The 20,164-nt window shown below is 51.7% G+C and carries 14 protein-coding genes; 6 read left to right on the forward strand and 8 right to left on the reverse strand.

Features of this window, described 5'->3' with window-relative positions; genetic code table 11:
• Nucleotides 1-11: 11 nt before the first annotated feature.
• Both AC6I4B_RS14815 and rlmKL read right to left on the reverse strand, forming a co-directional pair.
• A complete protein-coding gene (locus tag AC6I4B_RS14815) occupies nucleotides 12-1,919 on the reverse strand; it encodes an ABC transporter ATP-binding protein (RefSeq protein ID WP_497766154.1) in 1,908 nt (635 codons plus the stop codon).
• 12 nt (nucleotides 1,920-1,931) lie between these two features.
• Nucleotides 1,932-4,037, reverse strand: a complete 2,106-nt coding sequence (gene rlmKL / locus AC6I4B_RS14820; RefSeq protein WP_497766156.1) for a bifunctional 23S rRNA (guanine(2069)-N(7))-methyltransferase RlmK/23S rRNA (guanine(2445)-N(2))-methyltransferase RlmL — start codon at nucleotides 4,035-4,037, stop codon at nucleotides 1,932-1,934.
• Nucleotides 4,038-4,135: 98 nt separating this feature from the next.
• Between rlmKL and AC6I4B_RS14825 the strand changes: the two genes are divergently transcribed.
• The gene (locus AC6I4B_RS14825; RefSeq protein ID WP_497766157.1) at nucleotides 4,136-5,245 is read left to right on the forward strand and encodes a YcbX family protein; all 1,110 of its coding nucleotides are present in this window, start codon (nucleotides 4,136-4,138) and stop codon (nucleotides 5,243-5,245) included.
• On the opposite strand, the gene zapC is transcribed toward AC6I4B_RS14825, so the two are convergent.
• The gene (gene zapC / locus AC6I4B_RS14830; RefSeq protein WP_497766159.1) at nucleotides 5,242-5,784 is read right to left on the reverse strand and encodes a cell division protein ZapC; all 543 of its coding nucleotides are present in this window, start codon (nucleotides 5,782-5,784) and stop codon (nucleotides 5,242-5,244) included. The genes AC6I4B_RS14825 and zapC overlap by 4 nt on opposite strands.
• 165 nt (nucleotides 5,785-5,949) lie before the next feature.
• Nucleotides 5,950-6,960, reverse strand: a complete 1,011-nt coding sequence (pyrD, locus tag AC6I4B_RS14835; protein ID WP_497766160.1) for a quinone-dependent dihydroorotate dehydrogenase — start codon at nucleotides 6,958-6,960, stop codon at nucleotides 5,950-5,952.
• A gap of 250 nt (nucleotides 6,961-7,210) precedes the next feature.
• Between pyrD and ssuE the strand changes: the two genes are divergently transcribed.
• Entirely contained in the window at nucleotides 7,211-7,780 is a 570-nt protein-coding gene (gene ssuE, locus AC6I4B_RS14840; protein ID WP_497766162.1) for an NADPH-dependent FMN reductase, read from the forward strand.
• An 88-nt stretch (nucleotides 7,781-7,868) separates the two neighbouring features.
• On the opposite strand, the gene pepN is transcribed toward ssuE, so the two are convergent.
• The gene (gene pepN, locus AC6I4B_RS14845) at nucleotides 7,869-10,481 is read right to left on the reverse strand and encodes an aminopeptidase N (RefSeq protein ID WP_497766163.1); all 2,613 of its coding nucleotides are present in this window, start codon (nucleotides 10,479-10,481) and stop codon (nucleotides 7,869-7,871) included.
• A gap of 264 nt (nucleotides 10,482-10,745) precedes the next feature.
• On the opposite strand from pepN, the gene pncB reads away from it, so the two are divergent.
• The 4 genes from pncB to AC6I4B_RS14865 all read left to right on the forward strand — a co-directional run bounded on the left by pncB (nucleotide 10,746) and on the right by AC6I4B_RS14865 (nucleotide 16,673).
• Entirely contained in the window at nucleotides 10,746-11,948 is a 1,203-nt protein-coding gene (gene pncB / locus AC6I4B_RS14850) for a nicotinate phosphoribosyltransferase (protein WP_497766165.1), read from the forward strand.
• Nucleotides 11,949-12,117: 169 nt separating this feature from the next.
• Entirely contained in the window at nucleotides 12,118-13,518 is a 1,401-nt protein-coding gene (gene asnS / locus AC6I4B_RS14855; protein WP_497766166.1) for an asparagine--tRNA ligase, read from the forward strand.
• Between the two features lie 608 nt (nucleotides 13,519-14,126).
• Nucleotides 14,127-15,299, forward strand: a complete 1,173-nt coding sequence (locus AC6I4B_RS14860) for a porin (protein WP_497766168.1) — start codon at nucleotides 14,127-14,129, stop codon at nucleotides 15,297-15,299.
• 183 nt (nucleotides 15,300-15,482) lie between these two features.
• Complete coding sequence (locus tag AC6I4B_RS14865; protein ID WP_497766170.1) at nucleotides 15,483-16,673, forward strand: amino acid aminotransferase; 1,191 nt, start codon at nucleotides 15,483-15,485, stop codon at nucleotides 16,671-16,673.
• A gap of 93 nt (nucleotides 16,674-16,766) precedes the next feature.
• Here the strand turns inward: AC6I4B_RS14865 and AC6I4B_RS14870 are convergent, their stop codons facing one another.
• The 3 genes from AC6I4B_RS14870 to ldtD all read right to left on the reverse strand — a co-directional run bounded on the left by AC6I4B_RS14870 (nucleotide 16,767) and on the right by ldtD (nucleotide 20,011).
• Nucleotides 16,767-17,414 carry an MBL fold metallo-hydrolase gene (locus tag AC6I4B_RS14870; protein ID WP_497766171.1) on the reverse strand — a complete coding sequence of 216 codons (648 nt, stop codon included), beginning with the start codon at nucleotides 17,412-17,414 and terminating at the stop codon, nucleotides 16,767-16,769.
• Between the two features lie 76 nt (nucleotides 17,415-17,490).
• Entirely contained in the window at nucleotides 17,491-18,042 is a 552-nt protein-coding gene (gene mepK / locus AC6I4B_RS14875; RefSeq protein WP_497766173.1) for a peptidoglycan L,D-endopeptidase MepK, read from the reverse strand.
• 184 nt (nucleotides 18,043-18,226) lie between these two features.
• Nucleotides 18,227-20,011: a L,D-transpeptidase gene (gene ldtD / locus AC6I4B_RS14880; RefSeq protein WP_497766175.1), complete on the reverse strand. Its 1,785-nt coding sequence runs from the start codon at nucleotides 20,009-20,011 to the stop codon at nucleotides 18,227-18,229.
• Nucleotides 20,012-20,164: the final 153 nt, after the last annotated feature.

The following is a 20,164-nucleotide window of genomic DNA, read 5'->3' on the forward strand; positions in this document are numbered from 1 at the left end:
AGATTCCTCAATCAAGCGCCGTTTTTCAACGCTTCCAGATATTCCCACCGTTCAAAAGCGTCTTCCAGCGCTTGTTCCGCCTGCGCCAGCTCCGCCAGTACCTTTTGAGTATGGTCATGAGGCTGGTTGAAGAACGCCGCATCTGCAACCTGGGACTGCAAAGCTTCCAGAGCCGCTTCCAGCGTTTCCAGTTTTTGCGGTAGCTGTTCCAATTCGCGTTGCAGGTTATAGCTTAGTTTAGTACTCGCGCGCTTTGCCGTTTCTGCTTTCGGCGCTGCCGCTTCCGCCGCTTTTTTCACGTTCGCTTGTTTTTGCGCCAATGACTGCGACTGCTGCCCGCGCGCGTCGTGATAACCGCCCACATAGCGGCCAATACGCCCTTCACCTTCGAAAATCCAGCACTCGGTTACCGTGTTATCAACGAACTGACGATCGTGGCTCACCAGCATAACCGTACCCTGATAACCGTCGATCAGCTCTTCTAACAGTTCAAGCGTTTCAACATCCAGGTCGTTGGTCGGTTCATCGAGAATCAGCAGGTTACTCGGTTTAAGGAATAAACGCGCCAACAGCAGACGATTACGTTCACCGCCTGAGAGCGCGCGCACTGGCGTCATCGCACGTTTCGGATGGAACAAAAAGTCTTGTAGGTAGCCCAGCACATGGCGTGGCTTACCGTTCACCATCACTTCCTGCTTGCCTTCCGCTAGGTTATCCATAACCGTTTTGTCCGGATCCAGCTCCGCACGGTGTTGGTCAAAGTAGGCAACTTCCAGCTTAGTCCCGACGTGAATACGCCCGCTATCGGCTTGCAGTTGACCCAGCATCAGTTTCAGCAACGTCGTTTTACCGCAACCGTTCGGGCCAATCAGCGCAATTTTATCGCTGCGCTGTACCTGCGCGGAGAAGTCTTTCACCAGCACTTTGCCGTCAACCTGGTAATTCACGTCTTCCATTTCAAAGACAATTTTACCGGAGCGTGAAGCCTCTTCGACCTGCATTTTGGCGCTGCCCATCACTTCGCGGCGGGCGCTGCGTTCATTACGCATCGCTTTCAGCGCACGTACGCGGCCTTCGTTACGGGTACGACGCGCTTTAATCCCCTGACGAATCCATACTTCTTCCTGCGCCAGCTTACGGTCGAACTCGGCGTTTTGTAGTTCTTCAACGCGCAGTGCTTCTTCTTTCTCCAGCAGATACTGATCGTAGTTGCCCGGATAAGTCACCAGCTTGCCACGATCGAGATCGACAATACGGGTTGCCATATTGCGGATGAATGAACGGTCGTGGGAGATAAAAATAATCGTGCCTTTGAAGGACTTTAGGAAGCCCTCCAGCCAGTCGATCGTTTCGATATCCAGGTGGTTGGTCGGTTCATCAAGCAGCAGCACGCGCGGCGCACTCACCAGCGCACGGCCCAACGCCGCTTTACGCAGCCAACCACCGGAGAGCGACGCCAGCTCGGTATTAGGATCTAACCCGAGTTGATCCAGCACTTCGTTAATGCGGTTTTCCAACTGCCACAGGCCGTGGTGATCCAGTTGTTCCTGCACTTTCGCCAGCTCTTGCAGGTTTTTATCGCTAGGATCGGTAATCACCAGATGTGAGATATCGTGGTAGCGTTTGAGATAAACCGCTTGTTCTTCAATACCTTCAGCAACAAAATCGTACACGCTGCCCTGCACGTTACGCGGCGGATCCTGCTGCAAGCGCGCGACAACTAAATCTTGTTCATAAATGATGCGACCGTCGTCCAGACCCTGCTCACGGTTGAGGATCTTCATCAACGTCGATTTACCCGCGCCGTTGCGCCCTACCAGGCAGACACGTTCGTTATCCTCGATATGCAATTCGGCATTATCGAGAAGTGGTGCATCGCTGAACGACAGCCAGGCACCGTGCATACTAATTAATGACATTCTTTATTCCTTTCAGGCTGCGGTAATCAGCCAGCAGTTGTGGATCTGACGGTTACGGGCAAAATCCTGCGACTGTGTTTTTTGGGTAATATCTTGTGCTTTCAGTCCCAGTTCAGCCAGGCCGTCGTGATCCATACGGAAACCGCGTTTGTTATTGGAGAACATGATAGTGCCGCCTTTACGCAGCAGACGTTTCAAATCCTTCATTAGACGCAGATGATCGCGCTGAACATCAAACGCATCGTCCATGCGTTTTGAGTTCGAGAAGGTTGGTGGATCGATAAAGATAACGTCGAACTGCTCGTCAGTGTCGCGCAGCCACGCCAGTACATCCGCCTGCATCAGGCGATGTGAGCGGCCGGTTAAGCCGTTCAGGCGCAGGTTACGTTCCGCCCATTCCAGATAAGTACGGGACATATCCACCGTGGTGGTTGAACGTGCACCGCCCAGACCCGCATGAACACTGGCGCTGCCGGTATAGGAGAACAGGTTCAGGAAGTCTTTCCCCTGGCTCATTTGGCCCAGCATCCGGCGCGCGATACGGTGGTCAAGGAACAGGCCCGTATCCAGATAGTCGGTCAGGTTCACCCACAGGCGCGCATTATACTCGCTCACCTGCATGAACTCGCCCTTCTCGCTCATCTTCTGGTACTGGTTTTTACCTTTCTGGCGTTCGCGGGTTTTCAGCACCAGCTTGTTCGGTGCGATGCCCAGTACAGAAATAGTCGCCGCGATGATATCGAACAGGCGTTGACGCGCTTTGTTGGCATCAACGGTTTTCGGTGGCGCGTACTCCTGCACCACGACCCAATCGGCATAACGGTCAACGGCGACGTTGTACTCTGGCAGGTCGGCGTCGTACAGGCGGTAGCATTCGATCCCTTCCTGTTTCGCCCACTTCTCATATTTCTTCACGTTCTTGCGCAGACGGTTAGCATAGTCTTCGGCCACATTGGCTTTCACTTCACCAGTGCTTTCTGCTACGTGATAGTTTTTCTGCACACAGTCCAGCGGGCCGTTTTTGGCTTTAAACTGGCGGTCCGCTCGCAGAGAAACGCAGCTTAATAGCTCTGGCGAGGCGCTAAACAGCGACAGGTTCCAGCCGCCAAACTGGTTTTTCATGGTGCGACCCAGCAGGCTGTGCAGCGCAATCAGCGCCGGTTCGCTTTCCAGACGCTCACCGTATGGCGGGTTACTGATCACCGTGCCGTACGGGCCTTTCGGTAACGGATTGGTTAACTGTGCCACGTCTTTTTGTTCGAAGGTGATAAGCTCGCCAATGCCCGCGCGACGGGCGTTGCTGCGCGCAATTTCAACGACGCGACGGTCGGTATCAGAGCCATAGAAACGAGACTCATAAGCCGCCAGACCGGCACGAGCACGAGTTTGCGCTTCGGCTTTCACTTCCTGCCACACCACTTCGTCGTGATGCGCCCAGCCGCCAAAACCCCAATGGCCGCGATGCAGCCCTGGCGCACGGTCAGTTGCCCACATAGCGGCTTCAATCAGCAGTGTGCCGGAACCACACATCGGATCGAGCAGCGGTGTGCCTGGAACCCAACCGGAGCGCATCACGATCGCCGCCGCAAGGTTCTCTTTGATAGGCGCAAGGCCGGTACGATCGCGATAGCCGCGCAGGTGCAGGCCTTCACCGCTGAGATCAAGAGAGATATACGCCGTTTCTTTATTCAGGCGTACGTTGATGCGCATGTCCGGGTTTTCACGATCGACATTCGGACGCGGCAGATTCTTACGGGTGAAGGCATCGACGATGGCATCTTTAACCTTCAACGCGCCGTACTGGCTGTTACGGATAGTGTCGTTCAGCCCATTAAAGCTCACGGCAAAAGTGGCATCCGGGGTGAAGATCTCTGTCCAGTCAATGGCTTGAACGCCAAGATAAAGATCGAGATCGCTCCAGACGCTACACTCTCCGAGCGGCATCATGATGCGCGAAGCCAGGCGACTCCACATCAGGCTTTGGTAAAGAAGGCGCGTGTCTCCCTGAAAATGGACCCCACCCTGGGTAATTTTGCACTCTTGCGCGCCCAGACCTTCCAGTTCAGTTTTTAACAGCTCTTCCAGCCCACGGGCCGTACTGGCAAACAGAGAATTCATATCGTCACTTTTACTCGCAGAAAATTGTTGCGCATTATAGCCAATCTGCGTCCCATGTCATAAAGTTAAAGGCTTATTTTCGACTCAGGGACAGCGTCATGGCTACGTTATCGCGACTTTTTGTTCATCCGGTGAAATCAATGCGCGGAATTGGGCTTACCCACGCCTTTGCTGATATTAGCGGGCTGGCGTTTGACCGCATTTTTATGATCACCGAACCTGATGGCACCTTTATTACCGCCAGGCAGTTCCCGGCGATGGTGCGTTTTACCCCTGCAGTCCTTCACGATGGTTTACATCTCACCGCACCTGACGGCAGCAGCGCGCTGGTGCGATTTGCTGATTTCGCCGGGCAGGCGTCACCGACCGAGGTATGGGGCAACCATTTTACCTCGCGTATCGCGCCAGATGCCATTAATCAGTGGCTATCGCCGTTTTTTAAACGCGATGTCCAACTGCGTTGGCTGGGTTCAGACCTCACCCGTCGGGTGAAACGCCACGATGCCGTGCCGCTCTCTTTCGCCGATGGTTTCCCATTTTTGCTCACTAACGAGGCCTCACTGCGCGACCTTCAAAGCCGCTGCCGAGCCAGCGTGAGCATGGAGCAGTTCCGGCCTAATCTGGTGGTCACTGGTGTTGAGGCCTGGGCTGAAGATAGCTGGAAAACCGTGCGTATTGGCGAGGTCGTTTTCGATGTTGCCAAACCGTGTAGTCGCTGCATCTTTACCACCATTAGCCCAGAAAAAGGGCAAAAACACCCTGCGGGTGAACCGCTCAGCACTTTACAGTCGTTTCGTACCGACCCCAGCAGCGGTGATGTTGATTTCGGCCAGAACTTAATTGCCCGCAATAGTGGCGTGGTACGCGTTGGCGATAGCGTGGAAATTCTCGCCACTGGCCCGGCTAAAATTTATGGCGCAGGAAAAACGGACGACGCAGTTGCACCACAAATTCAGCAAGACGCACAGGTAGAAATTGACTGGGAAGGGCAAGCGTTTAATGGCAATAATCAGCAGATTTTGCTGGAGCAATTAGAACAACAAGGAATCCGCGTTCCTTACTCTTGCCGTGCAGGGCTTTGCGGCAGTTGCCGCGTCACACTGGTGGAAGGTGAAGTCAGCCCATTAAAGAAAAGCGCAATACGCGATGATGGCACTATTTTGAGCTGTAGCTGTGTGCCGAAAACAGCGCTGAAGTTGATGCGTTAAACGGCCTGTTCCAGGCTGTAACCGTCCAGCCCCGGCTGCGGTTGCAGCCTGTCGTTCATGACTTTAATCGGATCACCCAGTTGCATCGTGCGCCCTGCCAGCAGCAGTGCGGGTTGTGCAAGTAGGCACAGCGCGGCGTTTTCACCCGGCTCGACCACTAACAGATTAACCTGGCTGTCATCATCGCTCAGCCACACGCTCGCAGCATCACCGATGACCGGAGACCAGGCGTCGTCGTGAGCACGGAAATGCCAGCTTTTCGGCATTTGTGGTTTCAGAAAACGAATCGCCACCAGCGCATTTAAAATTAATTCGGCACGGTGTTCTTTAGACAGCAAGAGATCACGGCATTTCTCTTCAAAGGAAAAATAAAGCGCGGCGTCATCGACGCAAAAACCGGTTGGCGCAAAAGCATCAGGCGTTAACATGCGGCGAGCAAAACGTGAGCGAAACAACATACCGTTGGCTAAATCGAGCATCATTCTGTCGTGCTCTTCATCATAATACCAGCGCCAGTTATCATCCGGTTTAATTCGCATTTATCACCCCTATCAATTCCCGCCTCCAATGCTTTGCCTGTTCTTCCGTTTCATTGCTTAGCCCTAAATAATAAAAGACCAATATGTTTAAATAAGCAACAATGTGGAAATATAAAACAACCAGGGCCGGAAATAAAGCCCTGGATCACATTACGGGGAAAAAGACTAGATGTGTCTGACGATTTCTTTAATCAGCGGTGGGCCTTTAAAAATAAAGCCGGAATAAATCTGCACCAATGATGCACCAGCCGCCATTTTTTCACGCGCGGCAATCACCGAGTCGATACCACCGACGCCAATAATAGGTAGCTGGCCTTTTAATTCCGCCGACAGCATACGAATAATCTCGGTGCTTTTTAATTGTAATGGACGACCGCTTAAGCCACCCGTTTCATCACAATTTTTCATCCCCTGAACCAGAGAACGATCTAATGTCGTATTGGTTGCAATGACGCCATCAATATTATGACGCACTAAACTGTCGGCTACCTGGATCAGTTCTTCATGAGAAAGATCGGGGGCGATCTTCACCGCCACAGGAACATATTTATGATGCTTTTCCTGCAATTCAGATTGCTTATTTTTAATACCGGCAAGCAGATCATCCAGCGCTTCACCATATTGCAAAGTACGCAGCCCTGGGGTATTTGGCGATGAGATGTTAATCGCGATATAACCGGCGTAGGCGTAGACTTTATCCATACAAATCAGATAGTCATCTTTACCCTGCTCGACCGGAGTATCTTTATTTTTACCGATATTAATACCCAGGATACCGTTGAAATGCGCTTTTTTAACGTTCTCAACCAGGTTATCAACGCCGTGGTTATTAAAGCCCATGCGGTTGATCAAACCTTCTGCATCGACAAGGCGGAACAGGCGCGGTTTATCGTTACCCGGCTGTGGACGCGGCGTGACAGTACCAATCTCTATTGAACCAAATCCCATGGCTCCTAAGGCATCAATACATTCACCATCTTTATCCAGACCCGCCGCCAAACCCAGTGGGTTTTTGAACGTCAGTCCCATACAGGTGACTGGTTTTTCCGGTACATTCTGGCGCACCAGTGCTTCCAGCGGTGTTCCGGTTATACGGCGTAATTGTTGAAACGTTAATTCATGAGCGCGCTCTGGATCGAGCTGAAAAAGTGCTTTACGAACGAAGGGATAGTACATGAACTCTCCTGGATTCCCGGTGTGCAAACCGGGGGCGTATTATGTGCGATATCGCTCAGAAAGGGAATTGACCTGTGGCAAAAAAAGCGCAATCGTTTTCTTTATCGCGGCATAGCGCTATGCGCCTATATGCATTTTCCAGTATATCTACGCCAGAAAAAGTATTTCGCCCGCCCTTTCACCTCTGACACACTCGATAAAATGTTATCAATTTTAGATTAATGTGTGTTTTTGGTTATAAGGAGAGATTATGCGCGTCATCACTTTAGCCGGTAGCCCCCGCTTCCCCTCCCGCTCCAGTGCGCTGCTGGAATACGCCAGAGAAAAGCTCTCAGCGGCAGATGTTGAAGTTTTCCACTGGCACTTGCAGAACTTTGCCCCCGAAGATTTGTTCCATGCTCGGTTTGATAGCCCCGCACTACAAACCTTAACCGAGCAGTTGAGCCATGCCGATGGGCTTATCATTGCCACGCCAGTATATAAGGCCTCGTTTGCTGGGGCATTAAAAGCCCTGCTCGACCTGCTGCCAGAGCGGGTGCTTGAAGGGAAAGTGGTATTGCCGCTGGCAACCGGTGGAACGGTAGCCCATATGTTGGCGGTCGATTACGCGCTAAAACCGGTGCTCAATGCACTGAAAGCACAAGAAATTTTGCAGGGAGTATTTGCCGACGATAGCCAGGTGACGGACTATCAGCATAAGCCGCAGTTCAGCCCGAATTTGCAAAACCGGCTCGACACGGCGTTAGAGGCATTTTGGCAGGCGCTGCACCGCCGCGATATTCGCGTTCCGGCGTTTCATCAGCAGTTTGAACAGGTATAAAAATAACGCCGGATAGCGCTGCGTTTTTCCGGCCTACAATAGACTTATCGTAGGCCGGGTAAGACGTAGCCTCCACCCGGCGTTTTAGTTACGCTAGCGCTTTAGTAATTTTCTCGTACAGATCGCCAGACAGGTTTTCCAGCCCTTTCAGCTGTTCCAGCGCCGCACGCATCAGTGCCTGACGTTTCGCGTCATAGCGTTTAAGGCGAATCAGCGGTTCAATCAGACGAGAAGCCACCTGCGGGTTACGGCTGTTCAACTCGGTCAACATTTCAACCAGGAATTGATAACCGCTACCGTCTGCTGCGTGGAACGCGGCTGGGTTGCTACCGGCAAATGCACCAATCAGCGAGCGAATACGGTTCGGGTTATTCATGCTGAAGGAGCGGTGATTCAGCAGCTTGCGAACCGTCGCCAGCACATCGTCTGCTGGGCTGGTCGCTTGCAGAATCAGCCATTTATCCATCACCAGACCATCATGATGCCATTTGTCGTCATATTCCTGCATCAGCGCATCACGGCACGGCAGTTCCGCCGCTACTGCCGCAGAAAGCGCCGCCAGCGCATCGGTCATATTATCGGCCTGATGATACTGCTGGCTCACCAGCTTATCGCCCAGCTCACGGTCGCCAAACGCCAGATAACGCAGGCAAGTATTGCGCAGCGTACGTTTGCCGATATCCGCGTGTTCAACACGGTAGCTATCAAGTTTGTTGGCGTGATAAACCGCCAGGCACTCATCGGCCAGTTCAGTCGCCAGCGTGCGAGTCAGCGCCTCGCGTACCGCCGCAATGGCAATAGGGTCGATAATCTCGAACAGCTCGGCAATTTCACTGGCAGACGGCAGCGTGAGGATTTCAGCTGCCAGCGCCGGGTCAATCTGCTCATCAAGCAGAACCGCGCGGAACGCATCGGCAACATGCACCGGCAGCGACAGCGGCTGGCCTTGCTGGTGACGCGCCACGTTCAGCTTGATATAGGTTGCGAGCAGGCTCTGCGCCGCATCCCAACGGGAGAAATCATTACGCGCATGGCGCATCAGGAACGTCAGTTGTTGATCGCTCCACTTATATTCCAGTTTCACGGGCGCAGAAAACTCACGCAGCAGCGATGGCACTGGCTGGTAGTAGACGTTATCAAACACAAACGTCTGCTCGGCCTGGGTCACGTTCAGCACGTTATGCACCGGGTGGCCATCTTTTTGCAGCGGGATCACCTTCCCTTCGTTATCGTAAAGCTCGATATCAAATGGAATATGCAGCGGGAATTTCTCTTCCTGCTCAGCGGTGGCTGGCGTGCGCTGGCGAATGGTTAAGGTGTACTGCTCGGTTTCTGGGTTGTAGTCGTCGTGAACGCTAACGACCGGAGTCCCAGCCTGGCTGTACCAGCGGCGGAAATGCGACAGGTCAACGTTCGACGCATCTTCCATCGCCTGCACAAAATCGTCACAGGTGGCCGCACTGCCGTCATGGCGTTCGAAATAGAGCTGCATCCCTTTCTGGAAGTTAGCCTCGCCCAGCAGAGTGTGCAGCATACGGATAACTTCTGCCCCTTTCTCATACACCGTTAGGGTATAGAAGTTATTCATTTCAATAACTTTATCTGGGCGAATTGGGTGCGCCATCGGGCTGGCGTCTTCCGCAAACTGAAGCCCACGCATGGTGCGCACGTTGCTGATGCGGTTAACCGCGCGAGAACCGAGGTCAGAGCTAAATTCCTGGTCGCGGAATACGGTTAAACCTTCTTTCAGGCTTAACTGGAACCAGTCACGGCAGGTCACGCGGTTCCCCGTCCAGTTATGGAAATATTCGTGACCGATAACACGCTCAATATCGAGGTAGTCTTTATCGGTGGCGGTATCGGTACGCGCCAGCACATATTTGGAGTTAAAGACGTTCAGGCCTTTATTCTCCATCGCGCCCATATTAAAGAAGTCAACGGCGACGATCATATAGATGTCGAGGTCGTACTCGAGGCCGAAACGATCTTCATCCCACTTCATCGAGTTTTTCAGCGAGGTCATCGCCCACGGCGCGCGGTCAAGGTTGCCACGGTCAACGTACAGTTCTAACGCCACATCACGCCCGGAGCGGGTTTTGAAGGTGTCGCGCAGCACGTCGAAATCACCGGCCACCAGCGCAAACAGGTAGCACGGTTTTGGGAATGGGTCTTGCCACTGCACCCAGTGGCGACCATTTTCCAGTTCGCCTTCGGCAATGCGGTTGCCGTTAGAAAGCAGGAACGGATATTTGGTTTTATCGGCGGTAATTTTTGTCGTAAAGCGCGCCAGAACGTCCGGGCGGTCAAGATACCAGGTAATATGACGGAAACCTTCCGCTTCACACTGGGTGCATAACGCTTCGCCAGACTGGTACAGCCCTTCTAATGCGGTGTTCGCGGCTGGGCTGATTTCATTCACAATCTTCAGGGTAAAACGCTCTGGCAGGCCAGCAATCACCAGCTGGTTATCTTCTTCTTTATAGTCGGCCCACGGCTCGCCGTTCACATGAAGGGAGACAAGCGTTAAGTCTTCACCGTTCAGGCGTAGCGGCACATCAGACGCTGCGTGACGGGAAACCTGGCTTTCCGCAGTCACAACGGTTTTTGCGGCATCCAGGTCAAAGGCCAGGTCGATATCACTAATCAGGTAGTCCGGCGCACGGTAGTCGTGGCGGTACTTGGCTTGGGGCTGTTGTGTCATAAAAAACCTTTAGCATCTTATGTAAATGTCATCTCCAGTCTATTCCTGTTGTGTTAAACACGCTATGCAGAATCTTCATCTTTTCCAGTCAAATAGGGAAAAATGATACATTTACGCAACATGACGCACAACACGCGTAGCGTACTGTTCGTGCCTTATGGTGTGATCGGGGTTCAATAAATCGATAAACAAGGTATACTTCTGCGATTCTCCCCTGTTGTTTAATGTACTAAACGCTCCTGTGAGAGGATGCTACTGCGCACAATGACACAATTCGCTTATCCTGTTCTGCACTCGCTGCTTGATACAGATGCCTACAAACTGCATATGCAGCAGGCCGTTTTCCACCACTACTATGATGTGAACGTGGCGGCTGAATTCCGCTGCCGTGGAGACGATCTGCTAGGCATTTATGCTGACGCAATTCGCGAACAAGTCGAAGCTATGCGTTCGCTCACACTGCGGGATGACGAGTATTACTGGTTATCCGGGCTACCTTTCTTTCAGCAAGATTATCTGGACTGGCTGCGTGACTTCCGTTACGACCCGCAGCAAGTCACCGTGACTAACGACAACGGCAAGCTCAATATCCGCCTTGAAGGCCCCTGGCGCGAAGTCATCATGTGGGAAGTTCCCCTGCTGGCGGTGATAAGCGAGCTGGTTCATCGCTATCGTTCACCGGAAAGCGGTGTGCCCCAGGCGCTGGAAATGCTGGAACAAAAACTGGTTAGCTTTAAACAGCTGACGGCGGATATCGATATGTCCGCATTCAAACTCATGGATTTCGGCACACGTCGCCGTTTCTCTCGTGACGTCCAGGAAGCGATAGTTAGCCGACTCCAGCAAGAACCGTGGTTTACCGGCACCAGTAACTATGACCTGGCGCGCCGCCTGTCGCTCACGCCAATGGGTACGCAAGCGCACGAGTGGTTCCAGGCGCATCAGCAAATTAGCCCCGACTTAGCCACCAGCCAACGCGCTGCGCTGGCGGCGTGGCTGGCGGAATACCCTGACAGCCTCGGCATCGCCCTGACCGACTGTATTACGATGGATGCTTTCCTGCGTGATTTCGGTCTTGAGTTCGCCACCCGTTATCAAGGGCTGCGCCACGACTCCGGCGACCCGTTCGAGTGGGGCGAAAAAGCCATTAAGCATTATCAGAAATTAGGAATCGACCCGCTAAGTAAAGTGCTGGTGTTCTCCGACAATCTCGATTTGCCAAAAGCAGTGGAGTTATATCGCCACTTCTCATCACGCATTAATCTAAGTTTCGGTATTGGCACGCGCCTGACTTGCGATATCCCACAGGTAAAACCGCTGAATATTGTGATTAAGCTGGTGGAATGTAATGGCAAACCAGTGGCAAAACTCTCCGATAGCCCCGGTAAAACCATCTGCCACGATAAGGCATTTGTCCGCGCATTACGTAAAGCCTTCGATCTGCCACAGATTAAAAAGGCCAGTTAATCGACAAAGGGAGCCTGATTGGCTCCCTTCTTCTTTATTTATTTCTTAAAACACCCTTTATCTGTGCGAATTCTACTTGTCTGATAGAAGATGACAGGTAACATAGATATCCCCCCGCTATTATGGGGAAAACGATTTTTTTATTGGACTACGAAATAGAGAGACTATTATGAGCGTTGTGCCTGTAGCCGACGTACTCCAGGGCCGCGTAGCCGTTGACAGCGAAGTCACCGTGCGCGGCTGGGTACGTACCCGCCGAGATTCAAAAGCTGGCTTTTCCTTCCTGGCCGTCTATGACGGTTCCTGCTTTGATCCTGTACAGGCCGTTATTAATAATTCTCTGCCCAATTACAATCAGGAAGTCCTGCGTCTGACCACCGGCTGCTCCGTTGTCATCACCGGTAAAGTGGTGGCTTCTCAGGGCCAGGGCCAGAGCTTTGAAATCCAGGCGACCAACGTGGAAGTGACCGGTTGGGTTGACGATCCCGATACTTATCCAATGGCGGCAAAACGTCACAGCATCGAGTATCTGCGTGAAGTGGCCCACCTGCGCCCGCGCACCAACTTGATTGGCGCGGTCGCTCGTGTACGTCATACCCTGGCGCAAGCGCTGCATCGTTTCTTTGACGAGCAGGGGTTCTTCTGGGTATCCACTCCGCTCATCACCGCTTCGGATACCGAAGGTGCTGGCGAAATGTTCCGCGTTTCTACGCTGGATCTGGAAAACCTGCCGCGCAACCCACAGGGTAAAGTGGATTTTGACAAAGACTTCTTTGGTAAAGAGTCCTTCCTGACCGTTTCTGGCCAGTTGAACGGCGAAACCTACGCCTGTGCACTGTCAAAAATTTATACTTTCGGCCCAACTTTCCGTGCTGAAAACTCTAACACCAGCCGTCACCTGGCGGAGTTCTGGATGCTGGAGCCAGAAGTGGCATTTGCCGATCTGGAAGATAACGCCCGTCTGGCAGAAGCGATGCTGAAGTACGTCTTCAACGCCGTGCTGACCGAACGTGCCGACGACATGAAATTCTTCGCAGAGCGCGTAGATAAAGATGCCGTTGATCGTCTGCAACGTTTTGTGTCTACCGACTTCGCGCAGGTTGATTACACCGATGCCGTCACTATTCTGGAAAACTGTGGCAAGCAATTCGAGAACCCGGTGTACTGGGGCGTGGATCTCTCCTCCGAGCATGAACGTTACCTGGCCGAAGAGCACTTCAAAGCGCCAGTTGTCGTGAAAAACTACCCGAAAGAGATCAAAGCCTTCTATATGCGTCTGAACGACGACGGTAAAACCGTTGCCGCGATGGACGTTCTGGCACCAGGAATCGGTGAAATCATCGGCGGTTCCCAGCGTGAAGAGCGTCTGGACGTGCTGGATGCGCGTATGGCTGAAATGGGCCTGAATAAAGAAGACTACTGGTGGTATCGCGACCTGCGTCGTTACGGCACCGTGCCACACTCTGGCTTCGGTTTGGGCTTTGAACGTCTGATTGCCTACGTAACTGGTGTACAGAACGTACGTGATGTGATCCCATTCCCAAGAACGCCACGTAACGCCAGCTTCTAACGTAACTCACTTCTCAAGGCCAGCCTTTGTGCTGGCCTTTTTTTAACTTCTTATGTAAAGATGTCTCTATTAAGTTTAACAAACTTAAACATCAAGACCTTACCTTCCGTAGTATGTTACGAGCCATTTCGCCGCAACAATTTCGTACAAAAAACAACCTAAAGCTTGTTGCAACTCAGATTAGCCTAATCCCTTAGCATATTTTTCAGGCAAAAACACAGCTATCTGGACGGCTAAATTTTATCATAAGAAAATTATCACTCATCCGCCCAGTGCAATAAGAAAAAACGTTATGCAAATAAAAGATAAGGAATTCATATTGATAGATATTCAATCGTTTAATTATTACGCGTACGTCTCAGAATTTTGAGTTAGTTCACAAAGTTCCTTAATTTACACAGATTCTTACACATTATTTCTTTTGCTTACTTATTCTCGATGTTTGTAGCATTTTCAGGCTAGCGAAAGAATGTTTTGAATGGAAAGATGCCTCTCAGACACATAAAGACACCAAACTATCATCAATAGTTCCGTAAATTATTATTGACGGAAGTAATTGGCGGCAGTGGCGAGTGTCTATAAAAAAAACCTAATGAGGGTAATAAATAATGATGAAGCGTAATATCCTGGCAGTGGTAATCCCTGCTCTGCTGGCTGCTGGCGCAGCGAATGCTGCAGAAATTTATAACAAAAATGCCAACAAACTGGACTTCTATGGTAAAGCAGTTGGTGAGCACATTTGGACCACCAATGGTGAAACCGGTAACGAAGACACCACTTATGCCCGTATCGGCTTCAAGGGCGAAACCCAGATCAATGATCAGCTGGTGGGTTACGGCCAGTGGGAATACAACATGGACGCTTCCGGCACGGAAGGTTCTCAGACGACTAAAACTCGTCTGGCGTTCGCTGGCCTGAAATTTGGTGACGCAGGTTCTATCGACTACGGTCGTAACTACGGTGCTATCTACGACGTAGCGGCATACACCGATATGCTGGTTGAATGGGGCGGCGATTCTTGGGCTGCAACCGACAACTTCATGAACGGCCGTTCTTCTGGCCTGCTGACCTACCGTAACAACAACTTCTTCGGTCTGGTTGATGGCCTGAGCTTCGCGTTGCAGTATCAGGGCAAAAACGATCGTGACAACAAAGTTGCGACCACTTATGACGACGTAACCGGCGCAGTTGATGTTGTTGGCTACGGCGGCAACGGCGCGAAAGCAAACGGCGACGGTTTCAGCACCTCTACCCAGTATGATTTCGGCAACGGTATCGCACTGGCAGCAGGTTATGAAGTTGCTGACCGCACCAACGAGCAGGTTAATCCTGGTCACAACGCGGCTGGCGATACCTGGGCGAGCGCTGGCGGTAAAAAAGCTGAAGCATGGTCAACTGCGGCTAAATACGATGCGAACAACATCTACGCTGCTGTAATGTATGCTCAGACTCTGAACATGACTCGTGAAGCTGACAGCAACTTCGCGAACAAAACCCAGAACATCGAAGCTGTGGTTCAGTACCAGTTCGACTTCGGTCTGCGTCCATCCCTGGGCTACGTTCAGTCCAAAGGTAAAGACCTGATCGCTCGCGGCGACTTCAAAGGCGGCGACGCTGACCTGGTTAAATATATTGAACTGGGTACCTGGTACTACTTCAACAAGAACATGAACGTATACGCTGCGTACAAGTTCAACCTGCTGGACGACAACACCTACTCTAAAGCTAGCGGTCTGGCAACTGACGACCAGGCAGCTGTAGGTGTCGTTTACCAGTTCTAATCAGCAGACCCCTTTGTTATATCCCTCAAAAGCAGGACTTCGGTCCTGCTTTTTTGCGTTCATGAGATGAAGATCGTAACTTTAGAAAACCTTCGCGCTTTTAGTCTCTAATGGTTGGCATTTTGTAAATCTACCGTTAACCTGATAGCGGATTTCCCCCGAACTTATAAATGGAACCTCGTCATGTTTGAGAACATTACAGCCGCCCCTGCCGACCCGATTCTGGGCCTGGCCGATCTGTTTCGTGCCGACGAACGCCCGGGAAAAATCAATCTCGGGATTGGTGTGTATAAAGATGAAACCGGCAAGACCCCGGTTCTGACCAGCGTGAAGAAAGCGGAACAATATCTGCTGGAAAATGAAACCACCAAAAACTATCTCGGTATTGATGGTATTCCTGAATTTGGTCGCTGCACGCAAGAACTGCTGTTTGGTAAAGGCAGCACTATCGTGAGCGAAAAACGTGCGCGCACCGCACAAACTCCTGGCGGCACGGGTGCTCTGCGCGTGGCGGCGGATTTCCTCGCTAAAAACACCGATGTAAAACGCATTTGGGTAAGTAACCCAAGCTGGCCGAACCATAAAAGTGTTTTCGGCGCAGCCGGTCTGGAAGTCCGTGAATACGATTATTATGATGCGGAAAAACATGCGCTGAACTTTGACGGCCTGGTAGCAAGCCTCAATGATGCAAAAGCAGGTGACGTGGTTCTGTTCCACGGCTGCTGCCACAACCCAACCGGTATCGACCCAACGCTTGAGCAGTGGCAACAGCTGGCTGCGCTTTCTGTTGAAAAAGGTTGGCTGCCGCTGTTCGACTTCGCTTATCAGGGCTTCGCTCGTGGTTTAGAAGAAGATGCCGAAGGTCTGCGTGCGTTTGCAGCGCTGCACAAAGAGCTGATTGTGGCTAGCTCCTACTCCAAAAACTTTGGCCTGTACAACGAGCGCGTAGGTGCTTGTACGCTGGTCACTGCCGATGCCGACACGGCCGATCGCGCATTTAGCCAGATGAAAGCGGTTATCCGTGCGAACTACTCCAACCCACCGGCTCACGGAGCTTCTGTGGTCGCAACGATTCTCAGCAATGACGCTCTGCGCGCTATCTGGGAACAAGAACTGACCGACATGCGCCAGCGTATCCAGCGTATGCGTCTGCTGTTTGTGAACACATTGCAGGAGAAAGGCGCGAGCCGCGACTTCAACTTTATCACTAAGCAGAACGGCATGTTCTCATTCAGCGGTCTGACCAAAGAACAGGTTCTGCGTCTGCGTGAAGAGTTCGGTATTTATGCCGTGGCATCGGGCCGTATTAACGTCGCCGGAATGACGCCGGATAATATGGCTCCGCTATGTGAAGCAATTGTCGCCGTCTTATAAGTGATTGCAGTTATTGCCTGATGACGCATAGCGTTTACCAGGCAAAATAACCGTCACCAATAAAAAAGGCCGCATTCGCGGCCTTTTTTCATATTACCAAACGGGTAATTCGTCCTGAAGGAACGGGTTATGCAAACGCTCATTCCCTAACGTTGACATCGGCCCGTGCCCGGCAATAAACGTCACATCGTCGCCCAACGGCAGCAGCTTACGTTTAATCGAATCAATCAGTTGCGCATGGTCACCACGCGGGAAATCGCTGCGCCCTACGCCACCTTTAAACAGTACATCACCTGAAATCAACAGCCGCGCTGATTCATCAAAAAAGACCACGTGGCCTGGTGTATGCCCGGGGCAATGAAGCACCTGCAATTTAACGTTGCCGACACTCACGGTGTCGCCTTCATTCAACCAACGGTCCGGCGTTAGCGGCTGGCAATCCTCAAGACCGAACATCCGGCTTTGCGCCGGCAGCCCCTGCAACCAAAACTCATCTTCTTTTTCCGGCCCGATAATTGGCACACCATAATGCTGCGCCAGTTCCGCCGCCGCCCCAACATGGTCAAGATGGCCATGGGTCAGCAAAATTTGCTGTAACGTCACACCCGCTTCCGCGACCTGCTGTTTGATGGTTTCAGCATCACCACCTGGATCGACCAACGCCGCCAGCTTAGTTTGCTCACACCAGATCAATGAACAGTTCTGCGCGAAGGCAGTGACCGGAATGATACGATAGTTCATGTTGCTCCTGTTTATACTCTAAATGCTCGCCATCATGCTGATTTATCACTAAATCAGCACTGTGTTGGGCGTAGAGTTACCAGTGCCTTACCGGCCCGGTATCAATATGCACAAAGTTGCTACGTGGGTAATATCCTACACCACCTGCGCGCAGAGATAACGCAGCTTTGCGTATATTACTTAATGAAACACCTTCAATATGGAAATCCATTGCCTGACCCTTGGTGTGGTAACTCTTTTTAGCTACCCCACTGCTGTGCGCTCTCAGCTCATTATTGGTATCAACAGAACGATAACCAGAAATCAATTGCACAGGTTTGCTCGTCCCTAATAACCCCTGAAGGCGATAGAGTTGATCAAACAATGACGGATCAATACTCTTTATTTTATTCGCGCGATAATCCCGGAAAAAATGGTTTAGTTTTGCTAATTCATCCTGAATATAGCCTCGGCCGTCAAAAAACTCGGCTTTTATCAACTCACCCGTATGTAAATTACTCAACGTTAAAATACGCGGGCGTGGGGTCGAGAGGGTAGCAAATGCAGGCGTAGGCAAGATGGCCGCTGCGCCCAACGCAACACCACCTAATGCCAGCAATTTGCGGCGATTAGCGTCAAATTTGTCCATGATAATCAGGTCTACAGTAAGTAAAGGTGATCGAAATATATGCACTTCTGGCGCACGTAAAGCACCTTACCGGTCATCAAAGCCAGCGTCAAGGCGGCCCCCCGCGCAGACATGCAGGCCCCGAGCAACCAGGACCTGTATGTCTACTTTTTATTCGACCACAACATTACCTGAACTACTTCATTTATCTGATTAATTGTTCCGCTTTTGACAAAATTTGTGCACCGGATCGCGCGGTCACATCATAATTGTAAATATCTGTTCGATATTGTGTCTGGCCGTCAGCGCCGACAAAGGCGGTGAGGTAATAGAGATTAACCGGAATATTCTGCCGGATATTAACGTAACGCGTATTCCCCTCTTTCAGCGCATCGGAAATTCGCGCATCATTCCAGCCCGCATCCTGCAACAGCATATTCGCTAAATCGGAGGCCTTATTAACACGCACACATCCTGAACTTAATGCCCGCGCATCTTTCTGGAACAAATTATGATTCGGCGTATCGTGCAGATAAATCGCATCTGAACTCGGCATATTAAATTTATAACGCCCTAAGGAGTTATGTGCGCCAGGCGCTTGCTGGAAACGGAACGGTAAATTGGACGGGGTAATCGTTGACCAATCAACCTGCCACGGATCAATCGCCTCTTTGCTACTCCAGCCACGCATCACAGTATAATTGTGGCGTTCGAGATACCCCGGGTCGTTACGCAGTTTCGGCAGAATATCGTTACGCGCCAGCGTCGGCGGCACATTCCACGGCGGGTTAACCACCACGTTATTCAGTGCACTGCTCATCATCGGCGTTTTACGGTCTGGTCGGCCAACAATCACTCGCGAAGCCAGCACTTCGCTGCCATTAAGATAATACACCAGCGAGTAAGCCGGAATGTTAACCATAATACCGGTGGAGAGTTTCCCCGGCAGCAGGCGCAGACGTTGGATGTTCAGCGCCAGCACTCCCGCGCGCTCGGCGGATGAGACATTGAGCCAGTCTCTCGTGGATGCTCCGATAACACCGTCAGCCCCTAACCCTTGTGCCGTCTGGAAACGTTTCACGGCCTCGACCAATTGACGGTCATAGGCGGCAGGCCCACTTTTCACCACTTTCTTGCTGCTACCAACATTGTCACCAGGCAGAGGAATGTCCGGGCTATTATCCAACATGCCGTTGCGCTGTAAAATTTCACGCAGCGCCGGGACATCATTACTCCATTGGCCCGGACGTAGCGATGCCGTTGACGTTAGCTTGGGCCACGGGCGAGAATCCCCCACCAGCGCTAACAATGCTTGATGCATCGCGGCGTACTGTGGGTGCTGCGGCGACAGCGCGGTAACAAACGGCACTAACATGCCGCTATCAAGCGCCAACTGCCATTGGTTAATCACCGACAACGGCGGCGTGCCCAACGTATAAGGTTTGGCGCTGTACAGCCAACGGTTGCCCTGAACAGGGATCCCGCTGATGAAATGCAAATAGCCCATCAGAGCGTCAGACAGCACCACATCACGCGCCATGCCGCTAACGTTAGGATTGGTGAGCAGTTCTACCCATTGGGTAAACTGTGGTTGAAAACCGGCAATCGCCACTTCGGCCAACTGCTGTTGGAAAGCGCGCACTGCTTCACGGTTTTCCCACATCGGTTTCATCCCTCTGGCGGCATACAGCGTCACCAAAGGGTTGAGATAAACAGGTTTGTAGCCGGTAGGCAGTACGGCCTCAATATCGGCGCGGCTTTTCGCTGCCGCCCCTTCAGCCAGCGGCTGAGTGCCAACAAAAGTCGCCATCACCGGAGACTGCGCCCCAGAATGCAAAAGCACCGACGATTGTTCAGCTGGCGTTGCAGTGCCGTCAGAAGGAACCAGTTCAGGCTCATCCGCAAAGGCAGTAAACAGTGGAGCAAACGTCATTGCCAGGCACAAACTTATGGCTGACAACCGACGACCATTTTCATTTTTCAGCAACATCCCTTGCCCCCTGTTAAATATACGAATACCCGTAACGTGGGCTTATCTTCAGTATATAAAGACAAAAACTTTTTTGCCCGTTCAAATGTAAAGAAGTCTAAAGATAATAACGTGCTGGCAAACAAATGAGGATCAAAAAAGGCGGCATTGCTG

The sequence above is a fragment of the Kluyvera fluvialis genome (assembly GCF_059725275.1).

What these genes read in the sequence shown, in the direction of transcription:
- AC6I4B_RS14815 (WP_497766154.1), bottom strand. Translation starts at nt 1,919, where the DNA reads ATGTCATTAATTAGTATGCACGGTGCCTGGCTGTCGTTCAGCGATGCA.
- rlmKL (WP_497766156.1), bottom strand. Translation starts at nt 4,037, where the DNA reads ATGAATTCTCTGTTTGCCAGTACGGCCCGTGGGCTGGAAGAGCTGTTA.
- AC6I4B_RS14825 (WP_497766157.1), top strand. Translation starts at nt 4,136, where the DNA reads ATGGCTACGTTATCGCGACTTTTTGTTCATCCGGTGAAATCAATGCGC.
- zapC (WP_497766159.1), bottom strand. Translation starts at nt 5,784, where the DNA reads ATGCGAATTAAACCGGATGATAACTGGCGCTGGTATTATGATGAAGAG.
- pyrD (WP_497766160.1), bottom strand. Translation starts at nt 6,960, where the DNA reads ATGTACTATCCCTTCGTTCGTAAAGCACTTTTTCAGCTCGATCCAGAG.
- ssuE (WP_497766162.1), top strand. Translation starts at nt 7,211, where the DNA reads ATGCGCGTCATCACTTTAGCCGGTAGCCCCCGCTTCCCCTCCCGCTCC.
- pepN (WP_497766163.1), bottom strand. Translation starts at nt 10,481, where the DNA reads ATGACACAACAGCCCCAAGCCAAGTACCGCCACGACTACCGTGCGCCG.
- pncB (WP_497766165.1), top strand. Translation starts at nt 10,746, where the DNA reads ATGACACAATTCGCTTATCCTGTTCTGCACTCGCTGCTTGATACAGAT.
- asnS (WP_497766166.1), top strand. Translation starts at nt 12,118, where the DNA reads ATGAGCGTTGTGCCTGTAGCCGACGTACTCCAGGGCCGCGTAGCCGTT.
- AC6I4B_RS14860 (WP_497766168.1), top strand. Translation starts at nt 14,127, where the DNA reads ATGATGAAGCGTAATATCCTGGCAGTGGTAATCCCTGCTCTGCTGGCT.
- AC6I4B_RS14865 (WP_497766170.1), top strand. Translation starts at nt 15,483, where the DNA reads ATGTTTGAGAACATTACAGCCGCCCCTGCCGACCCGATTCTGGGCCTG.
- AC6I4B_RS14870 (WP_497766171.1), bottom strand. Translation starts at nt 17,414, where the DNA reads ATGAACTATCGTATCATTCCGGTCACTGCCTTCGCGCAGAACTGTTCA.
- mepK (WP_497766173.1), bottom strand. Translation starts at nt 18,042, where the DNA reads ATGGACAAATTTGACGCTAATCGCCGCAAATTGCTGGCATTAGGTGGT.
- ldtD (WP_497766175.1), bottom strand. Translation starts at nt 20,011, where the DNA reads ATGTTGCTGAAAAATGAAAATGGTCGTCGGTTGTCAGCCATAAGTTTG.